At 64.7% G+C, this 16473-nt stretch carries 12 protein-coding genes; 3 read left to right on the top strand and 9 right to left on the bottom strand.

What is annotated here, in order from left to right; translation table 11 throughout:
* The first annotated feature begins 39 nt into the window (after positions 1-39).
* On the top strand, positions 40-1458 hold the full coding sequence (locus tag RR51_RS12735) for an amino acid permease (RefSeq protein ID WP_013973978.1): 1419 nt from the start codon (positions 40-42) through the stop codon (positions 1456-1458).
* Positions 1459-1600: 142 nt separating this feature from the next.
* Here RR51_RS12735 and RR51_RS12730 read toward each other — a convergent pair whose 3' ends face one another.
* Complete coding sequence (locus RR51_RS12730) at positions 1601-3220, bottom strand: FMN-binding glutamate synthase family protein (RefSeq protein ID WP_039613721.1); 1620 nt, start codon at positions 3218-3220, stop codon at positions 1601-1603.
* Between the two features lie 278 nt (positions 3221-3498).
* Complete coding sequence (locus tag RR51_RS12725) at positions 3499-7767, bottom strand: DEAD/DEAH box helicase (RefSeq protein ID WP_039613720.1); 4269 nt, start codon at positions 7765-7767, stop codon at positions 3499-3501.
* Between the two features lie 244 nt (positions 7768-8011).
* Here RR51_RS12725 and RR51_RS12720 point away from each other — a divergent pair, with 244 nt between their 5' ends.
* A complete protein-coding gene (locus RR51_RS12720) occupies positions 8012-8425 on the top strand; it encodes an NUDIX hydrolase (protein WP_039613719.1) in 414 nt (137 codons plus the stop codon).
* Here RR51_RS12720 and metR read toward each other — a convergent pair.
* Positions 8409-9326, bottom strand: a complete 918-nt coding sequence (metR, locus tag RR51_RS12715; protein WP_003258025.1) for a transcriptional regulator MetR — start codon at positions 9324-9326, stop codon at positions 8409-8411. The genes RR51_RS12720 and metR overlap by 17 nt on opposite strands.
* Before the next feature lie 196 nt (positions 9327-9522).
* On the opposite strand from metR, the gene RR51_RS12710 reads away from it, so the two are divergent.
* The gene (locus RR51_RS12710; protein ID WP_039613718.1) at positions 9523-10518 is read left to right on the top strand and encodes an alpha/beta fold hydrolase; all 996 of its coding nucleotides are present in this window, start codon (positions 9523-9525) and stop codon (positions 10516-10518) included.
* Between the two features lie 117 nt (positions 10519-10635).
* On the opposite strand, the gene RR51_RS12705 is transcribed toward RR51_RS12710, so the two are convergent.
* From RR51_RS12705 to RR51_RS12680, 6 genes are all read right to left on the bottom strand, one after another.
* Complete coding sequence (locus RR51_RS12705; RefSeq protein WP_039613717.1) at positions 10636-10971, bottom strand: GlpM family protein; 336 nt, start codon at positions 10969-10971, stop codon at positions 10636-10638.
* A gap of 25 nt (positions 10972-10996) precedes the next feature.
* Positions 10997-12325, bottom strand: a complete 1329-nt coding sequence (locus RR51_RS12700; protein ID WP_013973972.1) for a sigma-54-dependent transcriptional regulator — start codon at positions 12323-12325, stop codon at positions 10997-10999.
* The gene (locus RR51_RS12695) at positions 12322-14226 is read right to left on the bottom strand and encodes a sensor histidine kinase (protein ID WP_039613716.1); all 1905 of its coding nucleotides are present in this window, start codon (positions 14224-14226) and stop codon (positions 12322-12324) included. Before RR51_RS12695 ends, RR51_RS12700 begins: the two co-directional genes overlap by 4 nt.
* 73 nt (positions 14227-14299) lie before the next feature.
* Positions 14300-15034: an amino acid ABC transporter ATP-binding protein gene (locus RR51_RS12690; RefSeq protein ID WP_003258023.1), complete on the bottom strand. Its 735-nt coding sequence runs from the start codon at positions 15032-15034 to the stop codon at positions 14300-14302.
* Entirely contained in the window at positions 15031-15702 is a 672-nt protein-coding gene (locus RR51_RS12685; RefSeq protein WP_013973970.1) for an amino acid ABC transporter permease, read from the bottom strand. The genes RR51_RS12690 and RR51_RS12685 overlap by 4 nt, the downstream gene beginning before the upstream one ends.
* Positions 15703-16449, bottom strand: a complete 747-nt coding sequence (locus RR51_RS12680) for an amino acid ABC transporter permease (protein ID WP_015271574.1) — start codon at positions 16447-16449, stop codon at positions 15703-15705. It abuts the gene before it with no gap.
* Positions 16450-16473: the final 24 nt, after the last annotated feature.

Below are 16473 nucleotides of genomic sequence, written 5' to 3'. Positions count from 1 at the left end.
CGAAGGTCAAATCCAATAACAAAATGAGGTTGTATTGCTATGCCAGTCGGCAACCACTCTGCCCACGGCCAGGCCGCTGAAGGCGGCCCGCTCAAGCGTGAACTGGGCGAACGGCACATCCGCCTGATGGCGCTGGGCGCCTGTATCGGTGTCGGTCTTTTCCTCGGTTCGGCCAAGGCCATCGAAATGGCCGGCCCCGCCATCATGTTGTCCTATATCATCGGCGGCCTGGCCATCCTGGTGATCATGCGCGCCCTTGGCGAAATGGCCGTGCACAACCCTGTCGCCGGCTCGTTCAGCCGTTATGCCCAGGACTATCTAGGCCCGCTGGCGGGCTTCCTTACCGGCTGGAACTACTGGTTCCTGTGGCTGGTGACCTGCGTTGCCGAAATCACCGCGGTGGCCATCTACATGGGCATCTGGTTCCCCGACGTACCACGCTGGATCTGGGCCCTGGCGGCGCTGGGCAGCATGGGGGCGGTCAACCTGGTGGCCGTCAAGGCCTTTGGTGAATTCGAGTTCTGGTTCGCCCTGATCAAGATCGTCACCATCATCGCCATGGTCCTTGGCGGCATCGGCATCATTGCCTTTGGCTTCGGCAATGACGGCGTGGCAGTGGGTATTTCCAACCTTTGGAGCAACGGCGGCTTCATGCCCAATGGCGTGACCGGCGTGCTGATGTCGCTGCAAATGGTCATGTTCGCTTACCTGGGCGTGGAAATGATCGGCCTGACCGCCGGTGAAGCACGCAACCCGCAAAAGACCATCCCGCAGGCCATCGGCTCGGTGTTCTGGCGCATTCTGCTGTTCTATGTCGGTGCGCTGTTCGTGATCCTGTCGATCTACCCTTGGAGCGAAATCGGCAGTCAGGGCAGCCCGTTCGTCATGACCTTCGAGCGCCTGGGCATCAAGACCGCCGCCGGCATCATCAACTTCGTGGTGATCACTGCAGCGCTGTCGTCGTGCAACGGCGGCATCTTCAGCACCGGGCGCATGCTCTACAGCCTGGCGCAGAACGGCCAGGCCCCGGCGGCCTTCGCCCGTACGTCGAAGAACGGCGTGCCGCGCAACGCGCTGCTGCTGTCGATCGGTGCGCTGCTGCTGGGCGTGCTGGCCAACTACCTGGTGCCGGAGAAGGTCTTCGTCTGGGTGACTTCGATCGCCACCTTCGGCGCGATCTGGACCTGGGTGATGATCCTGCTGGCGCAACTGAAGTTCCGCGCCGGCCTGAGCTCCACTGAACGCAAGGCGCTGAAATACCGCATGTGGCTGTGGCCGTTGAGCTCGTATCTGGCGCTGGCCTTCCTGGTGCTGGTGGTCGGCCTGATGGCGTACTTCGAGGATACCCGCGTGGCGCTGTACATCGGCCCGGCGTTCCTGGTGCTGCTGACGGTGCTGTACTACGCATTCCGCCTGGCGCCGAAAGATGCGCAGGGTGTGGCCAGTACTGCCTCCTGATCTGAAATGGCTGGGGCCGCCTTGCGGCCCTTTCGCGACACAAGGCCGCTCCTACAGGCGACCGCGACCCATGCAGCTGGCGCGGTCGCCTGTAGGAGCGGCCTTGTGTCGCGATGGGCTGCGTAGCAGCCCCAGGGTTCTATCAGGCCGCCACTTCGCTGTTCGGTTCAAAGCTGTCCGCCCGCGCCAATTGCCACATGCGCGAATAGAACTGCCCGTTCACCTCGCCAGTCAGCAGTTCACCCGGCTTCAAGAACACATGCATCTGCGAGAACAGTTTGATCTCGGTGGCCGAGATGCGCCGTACCAGGTGCTTGGCTTCCAGTTGCGCCGGGTGCTCCAGGCCCGCTGCCGCAAGCATTTCGGCCAGGGCACGCAAGGTATTGTGGTGGAAGTTCAACACCCGCTGGGCTTTGTCCGGCACCACCAGCGCACGCTGGCGCAGAGGGTCTTGCGTGGCCACACCGGTCGGGCACTTGTTGGTGTGGCAGCTCTGCGACTGAATGCAGCCGATGGCGAACATGAAGCCGCGCGCCGAGTTGGCCCAATCAGCGCCAATGGCCAGCACGCTGGCAATGTCGAACGCGCTGACGATCTTGCCGCTGGCGCCCAGCTTGATCTTGTCGCGCAGGTTCAGGCCAACCAAGGTGTTGTGCACGAACAGCAACCCTTCGCGCAGCGGTACGCCAATGTGGTCGGTGAACTCCACCGGCGCCGCGCCGGTGCCGCCTTCCTTGCCGTCGATGACGATGAAGTCGGGCAGGATGCCGGTTTCCAGCATGGCCTTGGCGATGCCCATGAACTCCCACGGGTGGCCCAGGCAGAACTTGAAACCTACCGGTTTGCCGCCAGATAGCTCGCGCAACTGGGCGATGAACTGCATCATCTCGATGGGGGTGGAGAAGGCGCTGTGGCGCGACGGCGATATGCAGTCTTCGCCCATCAGCACACCACGGGTTTCGGCGATTTCCCGGGTCACCTTGTGCTTGGGCAGGATGCCGCCATGGCCGGGCTTGGCGCCTTGGCTCATCTTGATTTCGATCATCCGCACCTGCGGGCTGCGTGCCTGGGCGGCAAAGCGTTCGGGGTCGAAGCGCCCGTCTGGCGTGCGGCACCCGAAGTAGCCGCTGCCCAGTTCCCAGACCAGGTCGCCGCCATGCTCGCGGTGATAGGGGCTGATGCTGCCTTCGCCGGTGTCATGGTGGAAGTTGCCCAGCTTGGCGCCCTGGTTGAGGGCGCGGATGGCGTTGGCGCTGAGCGAGCCAAAGCTCATCGCCGATATGTTGAAGATCGACGCTGAGTATGGCTGGCTGCATTGCGGCCCGCCGACGATGACCCGGAAGCTTGCCGGGTCGGCCAATGGCGCCGGGCGCATGGAGTGGCCGATGAATTCGAAGCCGGACTCGTACACGTCGATCAGGGTGCCGAAGGGTTTGTCCGAGGCTTCGTTCTTCGCCCTTGCGTAAACCAGCGAGCGCTGGGCGCGGGAGAACGGCAGGGCGTCGCTGTCCGCCTCCAGCAGGTACTGGCGAATTTCCGGGCGAATGGCCTCGACCAGATAGCGGATGTTGCCCAGGATCGGATAGTTGCGGCGTACTGCGTGGCGTTGCTGCAACAGGTCGAACAGACCGATGAGGCTGAGGATGCCGGTGCTCAGGGTGAACGGCCACAGCCATTCGTGGTGGGTGAACGGCAGGCTCGCCAGGGTGAACAGCACACAGGCGGCGAAGAAGGCATAGCGACTGAGAAGTGACAGGCTCATACAGGGTCCTTGCGATGGCGCGGTCAGGCTCAGGGCCTGGGGCAAACCCCGACCATAGCCAAGTTGCTCGGCTGTGCAAATTAAAATCGGGGTAGCGAAAATCATTCTCGCAGAGCCTGGCGATAGTCTTCAGGCCAACACGGGCTTTTGTAGGAGCAGCCTTGTGCTGCGAAGAGGCCAATTGGGGAAACAGATTGTCTTCGGCAATAATGGCCTCTTCGCAGCACAAGGCTGCTCCTACAGGTGCTGTGCATGCCCTGAAGTCAGCAACAAGGGATTCAGATAGTGTCGCGCAGCAGCTTCTGCCGCCAGCTTTCCTGCTCTTGTGCCGGCGCTTCGACCAGGTACGAATAGTGCCCTGCCACCCGCATCGCCACTGGCACCCCGTCGCGGTACAGCAGGCGGTTGCCGCTCACCGCCGGCACTTTTGCCCCCGGCAGCAAAGACCCGACCAGGTTCAGTGGGTCACTGGCACTCACCACCACCAATGCCCCGTCCAATTCACGCCGCCGCACCTGCCGTAGCAGCCCCACCGCCTCCGGCAAGGCGAACTGTTCGCCGGCCAGCCCGGCAATGAAGCGCCCGCCACGAATCTCGCCACGCGCTTCCAGCCGGTGATAGCAGCGCAGCAGTTCGCGCCAGGGCGGCAGCACATCGCTTTCGCGCTCCAGCAGGCGCCAGCACACCACGCCATAGCGCCGAAGCAGGGCCCGGGCGATGTGCTCCAGGCGCTGGCTGTCGTCTACAGTGCCCCTGCGCAGCAAGGCCCAGCGCCCGGCATGGGACATGCTGCTGGACAGCGGCGGGTGGCCGCGTCGGCTGTTGCGCGATGTGCGTTTCGCCGCCCGGGTGATCAGGCTGCGCAGGCCGGTGAAGCTGTCGGCCCCCACCAGGCCTGCGCCTACCAGCTCTTGCAAGGCCGTCTCCAGTTCGCTGGGCAGCAGGTGGGCGTCGTGTGCCAGCTCGTCGAAGAACAGCGCGCCATGTGCGTTCAGCACCTCGTGGACGCGTTGCGCTCGTGCGCCGAGGCTATCCAGGGCGGGTACGGGGGCAAGGCTGCGCCACAACCCAAGATGCTCGCGCGGCAGCAGAACCAGCGGTGTGCTCGACAAGGTGTTGCTCGACACGGTCGCCGCCAGCCGGCTCCAGGCAAACTGCCCGCTACGGCAGGCATCGTCGAGCCAGTGCGGGCTGTAGTCCTTGATACGTGCCGGCAGCAGTTCGGCCTCCCAGGCTCCGGCTGCACTGGGGAACCCTTGCAACTGGCCAAGTACCTCGGCCACGGCTTGCGGGCCGCGCAGGCGCGTGTCGTCAGCCAGATGCTGCCAGTCGAACAGAAAGCGCATGAAGTCCTGCAGGCTGACCGGCTCGATCTCCCGGCGCAGGCGTTTGACCGTGTAGCGGTGGATGCGCGCAAGCAGATGGCGCTCGCACCACTGCAGTTCGCTTGCGCCGGGGCTGAAATGCCCACGCAGCACATAGCCTTCGGTCTCCAGGTGGGCCAGGGCCTGTTCGATGGCTTGCGGCGGTTTGCCAAGTGCTAACGCAATCTGCGCACGGGTCAGCGGGCCATGGCCGCTCAGGCGGGCTCGCAACAGTTCAATCAGCGCAATGTCCGGCTCGATGGCCTGATCGAAGCCTGGCAGTACATGCAACGCAGGTTCCAGCCGGGAGCCGGGATACAGCACCTGCAGCAGACTCAACCGCTCGCGTGCCAGCCACAGTTTTTCATCCACCAGGCGCAAGGCCCGGCCAGCCCTGGCCAATTGTCTGAGCAGCAGCTCCCAGCCGGCATTGCCCTGCACTTCGTCCTGGCTGATGACACCCAGGCCCATCAACGCTTCATGCATTTCGTCGGCGTTGCCCGGCTGCGGCCAGGCCTCGGCCGCCACGGCGGCAATCGCATCGGCGTCCAGCGCGCCCAGGTCGTCGCCGTTCTGCACCTCGTTCCAGCGCCGGTTGAGCACTGCCTGCGTGCGACGCTCTTCCAGGGGCGCGTCATCCAGGAAGGCATATGGCCGTGCATTGAGGATGGCCGCCGCCAACGGCGAAGGGGCGGGCAGATCGCGGCACAGCAGGCGTACCGTGCCGCTTTCCATGCGCCGCAAAAGTGCTAGCCAGCCTTCGCTGTCCATCGCCTCGTGCAGGCAGTCGTCGAGGGTTTGCTCGACCAGCGGGTGATCGGGAATCTGCCGCTCGCCGACGATGTTCTCCAGGCAGGCGATCTGGTCGGGGAACACGGCGGCAATCAGGTCTTCACTCTTCATCCGCTGGATCTGTGGCGCCACCTTGCGACCGCCGACAAAGCGCGGCAAGGCCATGGTCACGCTGGCGTTCCAGCGCCAGCGCACGCCGAACAGCGGCGCATCGAGCAGTGCCTGGACAAGGATCGACTCGGCGTTGCGGCTATTCAGGTAACGCCACACGTCGTCCAGTTCGAAGCTGTGGCTGGAGGACAGCGACAGCACGATGGCGTCCTCGCTGGCCGCCGCCTGCAACTCGAAGTTGAAGGTGCGGCAGAAGCGCTTGCGCAGGGCCAGGCCCCAGGCGCGGTTGATGCGGCTGCCGTAGGGCGAATGGATGATCAACTGGGTACCGCCGGACTCATCGAAGAAGCGCTCCATCACCAGCGTGTCCTGCGAGGGCAGGGCACCAAGCACTTCGCGGGTGCGGGCCAGGTAGTCGAGCAACTGGCCGGCGGCGTCTTCACCTAGTTCGAAGGTGGCCTGCAACCATGTCAGCACCTCGGCCTGGTTGTTGTCAGCCAGCTGTTGGTCGATCTGCGCCTGCAGCCGGGCCACCGCGGCGGACAGCTCGTCGCTGCGCCCCGGCGCTTCGCCCAGCCAGAATGGAATGGTCGGTGGAAGGCCATGGGCATCCTCCACCCGCACCCGGCCCGGCTCGACCCGCAGGATGCGATAGGAGGCATTGCCAAGCTGGAAGATGTCGCCGGCGATGCTTTCCACGGCGAAGTCTTCGTTGACGCTGCCGATGTTCAGCGCCTGCGGTTCGAGCAGCACGGCGTAGTCGGCGTTGTCGGGGATGGTGCCGCCGCTGGTCAGGGCGGTCAGCTGGCTGCCGCGGCGGCCACGCAGGGTGCCGCTCACCGCATCGCGGTGCAGATAGGCACTGCGCACGCCCTGGCGGCCGTTGTAGCCCTCGGCGAGCATGCGCAACAGGGCCTGGTAATGTTGCTGGTCGAGTTCGGAATAGGGCGTGGCCTGGCGCAGGCAGTCGAACAGGGCTTGTTCGTGCCAGGGCTGGTTGCTGGCTTCGGCGACGATCTGCTGGGCCAGCACGTCCAGCGGCGCCCGTGGAATGTGCAGCTCGTCCAGCTCGCCCCGGCGTATGCAGTCGAGCAGGGCCACGCATTCGATCAGGTCATCGCGCGAGGTCGGGAACAAGCGGCCCTTTGGCACGCCATCGACCTGGTGGCCGGCGCGGCCGACCCGCTGCAGAAAGGCCGCTATCGAACCTGGTGAAGCGATCTGGCAGACCAGATCGATGTCGCCGATATCGATACCCAGCTCCAGCGATGCAGTGGCCACCAGCACCTGCAACTGGCCATTCTTCAGGCGTTGTTCGGCATCCAGGCGTAGTTCCTTGGCCAGGCTGCCGTGGTGCGCGGCAACCGCCTCCTTGCCCAGCCGGTCGCTGAGGTGGCGGGTGATGCGCTCGGCCAGTCGCCGGGTGTTGACGAACACCAGAGTGGTGCGGTGTTCGCGCGCCAGGGTGGCCAGGCGGTCATAGACCAGGCCCCAGACATCGGTGGCCATCACTGCACCCAGCGGCACTGGCGGCACCTCGATGGCCAGGTCGCGCTGCCGAGCATGGCCGACATCGACGATTGCGCAGGGGCGGCCGTTGCCGACCAGAAATTGCGCCACCCGTTCGACCGGGCGTTGCGTGGCCGACAGGCCGATGCGCCGCAACGGCCGGTTGCACAGGGCCTGCAGGCGCTCCAGGGTCAGTGCCAGGTGGGCGCCGCGCTTGTTGCCTGCCAGGGCATGGATTTCGTCGACGATTACCGTGTGCACGCTGGCCAGGCCTTTACGGCCAGAAGCCGAGCCCATCAGCACGTAGAGCGATTCGGGGGTGGTGACCAGGATGTGCGGCGCCAGCTTGCGCATGGCGGCACGCTCCTTCTGCGGAGTGTCGCCGCTGCGCACGGCCGTGGTGATGCGCGGGGCGTTCAGGCCCTGGTCCGCGATGGCCTGGCTGATGCCTTCGAGCGGGGCTTGCAGGTTCAGGCGGATATCGTTGGACAGTGCCTTGAGTGGCGAAACGTAGACCACCTGGGTTTGCGCTGGTAGCTCGCCCTGGTGCTCAAGGCCTTGGCGGAACAGTTCGTCGAGTACGGCGAGGAAGGCGCTGAGGGTCTTGCCCGAGCCGGTCGGCGCGGCCAGCAGCATCGACTGGCCCGCATGGATCAACGGCCAGGCCTGGGCCTGGGCATCGGTCACCGTGGCGAAGTGGCGACGGAACCAGGTGCGCACGGCGGGGTGGAACAGCTCGAGCACCGGGTGGTGTTTGGCGGGCAGGTTCATGTGTTGGTTATGGAGGGTGTAGGGCGGGTTGGCAAGGGGCCGTTCGTCTGCCGGATCGGCTATGACCTGTGCCGGCCTCTTCGCGGGTAAACCCGCTCCCACAGGTACTGCGCCGCTCTCTGACATTGTGGTGCACCTGTGGGAGCGGGTTTACCCGCGAAGAGGCCGGCACAGGAGACACTGGCCTTGTCAGGGCAATGACCCCCATGGGATCCTCCCCGGCCATTGTTTCAGGTGAGCCCCCATGCCCAACACCATCCGCATCGCCGCGGCCATGCTGATCGACCCCCAAGGCCGAACCCTGCTGGTACGCAAACGCGGCACCCAGGCTTTCATGCAGCCCGGCGGCAAGATCGATGCTGGCGAAACACCCGTGCAGGCGCTGGTGCGCGAGCTGCATGAGGAACTGGGCCTGCACATCGATCCGGCCCAGGCCGTGCACCTGGGCCAGTTCAGCGCCCCGGCCGCCAACGAGCCGGGCTTCAAGGTACAGGCCGAACTGTTCCGTGTCGACAGCGCCGCAGCCGTGCTGCCGGCCGCGGAGATCGAGGAGGTGGTGTGGCTGGCCGCAGACCAGGTACCCGCCATGCAGCTGGCACCCCTGACCCGCGACCTGATCCTGCCGCTATACCGCCAGGCCGTCAGCGCACCGCGCTGACGCCATCGAGGGTGGCGAACGAGGTGTCCTTCGCCGTCAGCAGGAAGTCGCGCATGTATGGCGCATCGAGCATGTCGGTGCGCACGGCGGCATAAAGCGTGGCGAACAGGCCTTTTTCACCCAGGCGCTTGCCCTTCACATATCCGCGCGAGCTGTACTCGTGCAGCGCCCAGTGCGGCATGCCGCACACGCCACGGCCACTGGCCACCAGTTGCATCATCATCACCGTCAGCTCCGATGTGCGCACGGCGGCGGGCTCGATGTCGGCTGGCTCCAGGAAGCGGGTGAAGATGTCCAGGCGGTCGCGCTCCACCGGGTAGGTGATGAGGGTCTGGTCGAGCAGGTCCTGCGGCACGATGTAGGGCTTGCTGGCCAACGGATGCTGGTTGGCCACCGCCAGCATCGCCTCGTAGGTGAACAGCGGCACGTAGGTGATGCCCGCCAGGTCCAGCGGGTCGGAGGTCACCACCAGGTCGAGGTCGCCGCGGGCCAGGGCCGGCAGTGGGGCGAAGGCAAAGCCGGAGGCCAGGTCCAGCTCCACCTCCGGCCAGGCGTCACGGAACTGGTCGATGGTCGGCATCAGCCACTGGAAGCAGCTGTGGCATTCGATGGCCATGTGCAGACGACCGGCGGTGCCGCCGGCCAGGCGCGCGATGTCACGTTCGGCGCCGCGCAGCAGCGGCAGGGTGGCATCGGCCAGTTGCAGCAGACGCAATCCGGCGCTGGTGAAGCGGATCGGCTTGGTCTTGCGCACGAACAGCGGCAGGCCCAGGCGCTCTTCCAGCTCCTTGAACTGGTGCGACAGCGCCGACTGGGTCAGGTGCAGGCGCTCGGCGGCCTCCACCAGGCTGTCGGCCTCGCGCAGGGCATGAAGGGTTTTCAGGTGACGGATCTCCAGCACAGCTGACTCCGGTGTGTGGACTTGAGGAAACAGGGAATGAGTTGAGTTTCCCTCATGTTGCCGCGCCTGTCGACTGGGCGTACCGCCGCACCGCCTGGCGGGAGTCATCAAACTGTCACTGAACTGTGGCAGCGCGCCCGAACAGAATTCATCAGACTCGCGCTCTACTGGGGATCTGCATTCTGGTGTTTCTTTCATGCGGGCTTTTTGGCTTTTTCTTTTCTTTGTATTCGGCGTACCTGCAAGTTTCGCTGAACAGCGTTGTGACGCCCACGCGCCGGTGCAGCGGGCCGAGCTGGGCGCGGTCAGCCTTGTCTACCAGAGCGTCGGTGCGCCACGCGACCCGGCCTTGCTGCTGGTGATGGGCCTTGGCGGGCAGCTGATCCACTGGCCGGACGACGTGGTCGAAGCGTTGTGCCGCCAGGGCTTTCGGGTGATCCGCTATGACAACCGCGATGTCGGCCTGTCACGCTGGAACCAGTTGCCACCGACGGCCAACCTGACGGTCGAACTGCTGCGCTACAAGCTGGGCCTGTCGGTGGCTGCGCCCTATACGCTGACCGACATGGCGGACGATGGCCTGCGCTTGATGGATGCGTTGGGCGTGCGCCAGTTTCATGTGCTGGGGGTTAGCATGGGCGGCATGATTGCCCAGCACCTGGCGGCCATGGCGCCCGAGCGCGTGCGCAGCCTGACGCTGGTCATGTCCAGTTCAGGGGCGGCGGGGTTGCCGGCGCCGGATCCGGCGCTGGTGCAGTTGCTGGCCCGGCGCAGCGCGCCGAACCGCGAAGTGGCCATCGAGCAGCAGGCTGATCTGCTGGCGGCGCTGGGTAGCCCCGAGGTGCGTGACGACCGTGCGGCCTTGCTGCAGCAAGCGGCCGTGGCCTACGACCGGGCGTTCAACCCTGAAGGGGCCAAGCGCCAGATCATGGCGATACTGGCCGAGCCGAGCAGGGTCGAGTTGCTTAACCAGTTGCGGGTGCCGACCCTGGTAGTGCATGGCACGGCCGATCCGTTGCTGCCGGTGATGCATGGCGTGCACCTGGCAGCACATATCCAGGGCAGCCAGCTGCGCTTGATACCGGGGTTGGCGCACCGCTTCCAGGAGCCGTTCAAGGCGCCGTTGCTGGGGGCGGTATTGCCTTACCTGCAGGCACATCGGCAGGATGTCACGCATATCGCAGGGCTCTGAATCGGCGTTGGCCTCTTCGCGGGCACGCCCGCTCCCACGGGGAATGCACCCGCTTTCAATCATGTGCAATACCTGTGGGAGCGGGCGTGCCCGCGAAGAAGTTTACGCCGATGCAACTCAGTGCATCCGCACCCACAGGGTCACCAACACGGTTGCCCCCATCAGCCAGGCCACCGTGGCCAACGCCAGCGATGCCTCCAGGCGCATGCGGTCGACCAGTACATACAAGGTCGCCAGGTACACGAAGTACGGAATGATCGACCACATGCCGAACAGGATGGTGGTCTTCAGGTCGGCAATGCTGCGCCCCTTGCCGACAATGTAGTGGGCAATCAGGGCGAAGGTGGGGAACAGTGGCACCAGCCCGGCGATGTAGTAATTGCGCGTCTTCGACAGCACCGCCAGCAGCACCACCACACCAGCACCCAGGGCAGCTTTGAATACCAGGTCCACGTTGTCTTTCCAGGTTGGGTTGAGGTCAGCCGAGGCCGTATTTCTTCACTTTGTCGAACAGCGTGGTCTTGGCCATGCCCAGCTCCTGGCTGGCCTGGCTCAGGTTGCCACCAGTACGTTGCAGGGCATCGCTGAGCAGGTTGCGCTCGAACGCTTCCACCGCCTCGGCAAAGCCCAAGCCTTGGCTGGCACCACCGCTGGGGCCTTTCTTGAACGCAGGCAGGCCGAGGGCATAGCGTTCGGCGACGTTGCGCAGCTCACGCACGTTGCCCGGCCAGTCGTGGGCCATCAGGCGCGACAGGGTCTGGCTGTCCAGCGCAGGTGTTTCACGGTCGAAGCGCAGGGCCGACTGCTGCAGGAAGTGTTCGAACAGCTGCAGGATATCTTCGCGGCGCTCGCGCAGCGGCGGCAGCTCCAGTGTCACCACGTTCAGCCGGTAATACAGGTCGCTGCGGAACTGGCCACTCTGGCCCATGGCATCCAGGTCAGACTTGGTGGCGGCGATCACCCGGCAGTCCACCGGAATGCTCTGGTTCGAGCCCAGCCGCTCCAGGGTGCGCTCCTGCAGCACACGCAACAGCTTGATCTGCAGGTTGATCGGCATGCTCTCCACTTCGTCGAGGAACAGCGTGCCGCCATTGGCATGTTCGATCTTGCCGATGCGGCGTTTGCCGGCACCGGTGAAGGCGTTGGCCTCGTGGCCGAAAATCTCGCTTTCGAACAGGTTTTCCGGCAGGCCGCCACAGTTCAGTGCCACGAACGGCTGGCCCTGGCGGCGGCTGAAGTCGTGCAGGCAGCGGGCGACCAGTTCCTTGCCGGTACCGGTTTCGCCTTCGATCAGCACGTTGGCCGAGGTATCGGCGACGTTGGCGATGAGCTCGCGCAGGTGCTCCATGGCCGGCGAACGGCCAATGATGCGCCCCTCCAGGCTGCTTTGCTCCGCCAACTGGCGGCGCAGGGCCACCACTTCGCGCGACAGCCCGCGCTGTTCGAGGGCGCGGCGCACCACGTCGACCAGGCGCTCCGGGGAGAAGGGTTTTTCCATGAAGTCGTAGGCGCCATTGCGCATGGCGCCCACCGCCATGTCGATATCGCCGTGGCCGGTGATCAGTACCACCGGCAGGCTGCGGTCGCGGGCCTTGAGGCGGTTGAGCAGCTCCAGGCCATCGATGCCCGGCAGGCGTATATCGCTGACGACGATGCCGGCGAAGTCGTCGCCGATGCGCTCCAGCGCCTGCTCGGCGCTGCCCACACCTTCACAGGCGATGTCTTCCAGGGCCAGCGCCTGTTGGCAGCCGAGCAGCACATGCGGGTCGTCTTCGACGATCAGGACGGTAAGAGGCGCTTGGTTCATGGGTGCTCTGCCGATTCGCTAGGGGGTGAGACCAGGGGCAGGGCCAGGACGAAGGCCGTGCCGCCGCTGGCGGGGTGCTCGACGTTGAGGCTGCCCTTGGCGGCGGCGGCAAGGCTCGCCGACAGGGTCAGGCCCAGGCCCAGGCCATGTTCGCCCGGTTTGGTGGTGAAGAAAGGTTCGAACAGGTGCTTGCGCGCCTCGGCGTCGATGCCGTGGCCATTGTCGCGCACCTGCAAACGGTACTTGTCGCCCTGCAGCTCGCCTTCCAGCCACAGTTGCGGCAGCGGCTGGGCGGCCATGGCATCCAGGGCGTTGCCGATCAGGTTGACCAGGATCTGCTCCAGGCGGGTCTGGTCGATGGCCAGCTGCTGGTCCTCGAACTGATTGTGCAGCTGCAGGTGGCAGGCGCTGATGCGGTTGGCCAGCACCTGCAAGGTAGCGTCCACTGCCTTGGCCAGCGAAGCCTGGCCGCTGTCGTCACTGCGTCGGGCGAACGAGCGCAGGCTGGCGGTGATTCGGCCCATGCGGTCGATCAGGTCGTTCATGGTACGCAGGTTGGTGCTGGCGGTTTCCAGCGCCCCGCGTTCGAGGAAGCGCACGGTGTTGCCGGACAACGTACGCAGCGCGGCCAGCGGTTGGTTCAGTTCGTGGGCAATGCTGGTGGACATCTGCCCGATGGCGGCCAGCTTGCCAGCCTGTACCAGTTCATCCTGGGCGTGACGCAGGGTCTGCTCGGCATGCCGGCGCTCGCGAATCTGGCCCTTCAGGCGTTCGTTGCTGGCACGCAGGTCGGCCGTGCGTTCGGTAATCCGTCGTTCCAGCTGGCTGTTGGCTTCCTGCAGGGCCTCGCGGGCTGCCAGGCGGGTGGCGATGACCTTGCGCCGTTCGTTCCAGGCGATGCCGAGGATCGCCAGCAATGCAAAGGCCACGCCTGCCAGGATGCCCTGTACCATGGATTCGCGGCGCAGGTCCTGCAGTGGGGTCAGCAGGGTGAAATGCCAGGGCGTGTCGACCAAGCGCCGTGTCTGGGCCAGGTAGGCCATTTCGCGGGCCTTGCCCTGTGCGGTTTCGCTGTTGGCCGGGAAGGTCAGCTTTTCCACACCATCGGCCAGGGTCTCCCGTGCCAGCGGCTGCAGTTCGTTCAGCGGCCACCAGTAGTACTGCAGGCTGCGAGCCAGGCGCTCCTTGATCTGCGGGGTCAGCGGGCGTACAGATTTCAGGCGCCGGGCTGGGTCGCTGGAGAGGATGATGATGCCGTTCTCGTCGCTGACGAACGCTTCCAGGCGGGCACGCTGCCAGCGCTCCTCGAGGGTGTCCAGGCGCACTTTGATCACCGCCACGCCAATGATCTTGCCGTGTTCCTCCAGGCCGTGGGCCAGGTAATAGCCGGCCTCGCCGGTGGTGCTGCCGATACCGTAGAAACGCCCGGGTTCGCCGCGCACGGCGGTCTGGAAGTAGGCTCGGAACGACAGGTCCTCGCCGAGGAACGAGTCGGCATCGCGCCAGTTGCTGGTGGCCTGGACCCGGCCATTGGTGTCGAGGACGAAGATGGCCCGGCTGCGGCTGCGCCGGTTCAGGCCTTCGAGGTATTCGTTGACGATCTGCCGCGAGCCGCCGTCAGGGTCGGTGAGCAGATGCGAGACGCTGTCTTCCAGCTCCAGCAGGCTCGGCAGGTAGGTGTACTTGCTGATTTCGCTCTCGACCGTGCGCGCGTGCAGCTCCAGCTGGCGCTCGCCGTTTTCGCTGAGGGTGCGGATGCCGCTGCTCTCGCTGATCAGGTAGCCAGCCATTCCCAGGCCGACCATCAGCAGGATGATCAGTGGCGGTAACAGCAATTGGCGGAGCAGGCGGGATTTCACGGCAGGCTTGGCAGGGAGAAGAAGCGAAGGATCGCATTTCATCACAGTGGCCTTGTCACGACCAGCGCCTGCTGCCCGAAAGGGCAGCGGCGCCGACCGCTTCAGTGAAGCAAAATCAGTGTTGCAGGATCTTGCTGAGGAAGTGCTGGGTACGTTCGTGGCGGGCACTCGGGTTGCCGAAGAAGTCTTCCTTCTGGCAATCCTCGATGATGTTGCCCTTGTCCATGAAGATCACGCGGTTGGCCACCTTGCGGGCAAAGCCCATTTCGTGGGTCACGCACATCATTGTCATGCCTTCGTGGGCCAGCTCGACCATCACGTCCAGTACTTCGTTGACCATTTCCGGGTCCAGGGCCGAGGTCGGTTCGTCGAACAGCATGACGATCGGGTCCATCGACAGGGCGCGGGCGATGGCCACGCGCTGCTGCTGGCCGCCGGACAGCTGGCCGGGGTGCTTCTTGGCGTGGGCACCGAGACCGACGCGGTCGAGCAGGGCCAGGCCCTTCTTGGTCGCTTCTGCTTCGCTGCGGCCAAGCACCTTGCGCTGGGCGATGGTCAGGTTCTCGGTGATGGACAGGTGCGGGAACAGCTCGAAGTGCTGGAACACCATGCCAACGCGCGAACGCAGCTTGGGCAGGTTGGTCTTGGGGTCGGCGATCGAGGTGCCGTCGACCACGATGTCACCTTTCTGGAACGGCTCCAGGGCGTTGACGCACTTGATCAGGGTGGACTTGCCCGAGCCCGACGGGCCGCAGACCACCACCACTTCACCCTTCTTGACCTCGGTGCTGCAGTCGGTCAGTACCTGGAAGTCCCCGTACCACTTGTTTACGTTCTTGATGGAAATCATACGGCGATCCTTTTTTGCAGGCGCTTGACCAGCCACGAAGCGGAGAAGCTGATGAGGAAGTACACGACACCGGCGAAGATCAGGAACTCATGGGAGCGCCCGATGATGTCGCCGTTGGAGCGTGCCGAGTTGAGGAAGTCCACCAGGCCCACGGTGTAGACCAGCGAGGTGTCCTGGAACAGGATGATGCTCTGCTGCAAAAGCAGCGGCGTCATCTTGCGGAAGGCCTGGGGTAGGATGATCAGGCGCATGGTCTGGCCGTAGGTCATGCCCAGGGCCTGGGCGGCGCCCATCTGGCCCTTGGAGATCGACTGCACGCCGGCGCGGACGATTTCGCAGAAGTACGCGGCCTCGAACATCATGAATGCCACCACGCAGGAGGTGAAAGCACCTACCGGGGTGTCCTCACCGGTAATCCAGCGCAGCACGAATGGTACCGCCAGGTAGAACCAGGTGATTACCAGCAGCAGCGGGATCGAGCGGAAGTAGTTGACGTAGGCGCCGGCCACGTTCGACAGCAGCTTGCTCGACGACAGGCGCATCAGGGCCAGGATGGTCCCCAGTACAATGCCGCCAACCACGCCCATTATCATCAGCTGCAGGGTCATGACCATGCCTTCCCAAAGGGCAGGCAGGGCCGGGATGATTTCGCTGAAATCCATGTCCATTTATTTGCCCCCTACGGAAATCAGGCCGGGCACCGAGACTTTCTTCTCGACCATGCGCATCAGCAGCATCAGGCCCATGTTCAGGGTGAAGTAGATCAGCGTGGCCAAGGTGAAGGCCTCGAACAGGTTCGCCGAGAACTCAGCGGTCTGCTTGGTTTGTGCCAGCAGTTCCATCAGGCCGATCAGCGACGCCACCGACGAGTTCTTGAACACGTTCAGGAATTCCGAGGTGAGCGGCGGAATGATGATCCGGTAGGCTTGTGGCAGCAGCACGTTGGTGTAGATCTGCGACAGGCTGAAGCCCATGGCGCGGGCGGCGGCTTCCTGGCCGCGGGGCAGCGCCTGGATGCCGGTACGCACCTGCTCGCACACGCGGGCGGCAGTGAACAGGCCCAGGCAGATGACTACGCTGATCAGCGCCGAGGTGGTCGGGTTGAGGTCCTGCTTGAACCATTCCTGCAGGCCTTCTGGCAGCAGGTCTGGCACCAGGAAGTACCAGATGAACAGCTGCACCAGCAGCGGTACGTTGCGGAACAGCTCCACATAGGCGGTGGCGATACCCGATACCAAACGGTTCGGCACGGTGCGCATGACACCGAGGACCGAGCCCAGCAGCAAGGCGATGACCCAGGCGGAGATGGCGATGGCGATGGTCCAGCCCAGGCCGGTGACGTACCAGTCCAGATAGGTTTCGCTGCCCACGCCGGTGGACTTGAAGAACACGCCCCAGTCCCAGTTGTAATTCATCGGGATTTCCCCTCAGACGGTTGT

This window comes from Pseudomonas sp. C5pp (assembly GCF_000814065.1).
Taxonomy (GTDB): Bacteria; Pseudomonadota; Gammaproteobacteria; order Pseudomonadales; family Pseudomonadaceae; genus Aquipseudomonas; species Aquipseudomonas asiatica.
This window is presented reverse-complemented; position numbering and strand designations above follow the sequence as displayed.

Coding starts and splice junctions, on each gene's coding strand:
- RR51_RS12735 (WP_013973978.1), top strand. CDS start 40: ATGCCAGTCGGCAACCACTCTGCCCACGGCCAGGCCGCTGAAGGCGGC.
- RR51_RS12730 (WP_039613721.1), bottom strand. CDS start 3,220: ATGAGCCTGTCACTTCTCAGTCGCTATGCCTTCTTCGCCGCCTGTGTG.
- RR51_RS12725 (WP_039613720.1), bottom strand. CDS start 7,767: ATGAACCTGCCCGCCAAACACCACCCGGTGCTCGAGCTGTTCCACCCC.
- RR51_RS12720 (WP_039613719.1), top strand. CDS start 8,012: ATGCCCAACACCATCCGCATCGCCGCGGCCATGCTGATCGACCCCCAA.
- RR51_RS12710 (WP_039613718.1), top strand. CDS start 9,523: ATGCGGGCTTTTTGGCTTTTTCTTTTCTTTGTATTCGGCGTACCTGCA.
- RR51_RS12700 (WP_013973972.1), bottom strand. CDS start 12,325: ATGAACCAAGCGCCTCTTACCGTCCTGATCGTCGAAGACGACCCGCAT.
- RR51_RS12695 (WP_039613716.1), bottom strand. CDS start 14,226: ATGAAATGCGATCCTTCGCTTCTTCTCCCTGCCAAGCCTGCCGTGAAA.
- RR51_RS12690 (WP_003258023.1), bottom strand. CDS start 15,034: ATGATTTCCATCAAGAACGTAAACAAGTGGTACGGGGACTTCCAGGTA.
- RR51_RS12685 (WP_013973970.1), bottom strand. CDS start 15,702: ATGGACATGGATTTCAGCGAAATCATCCCGGCCCTGCCTGCCCTTTGG.
- RR51_RS12680 (WP_015271574.1), bottom strand. CDS start 16,449: ATGAATTACAACTGGGACTGGGGCGTGTTCTTCAAGTCCACCGGCGTG.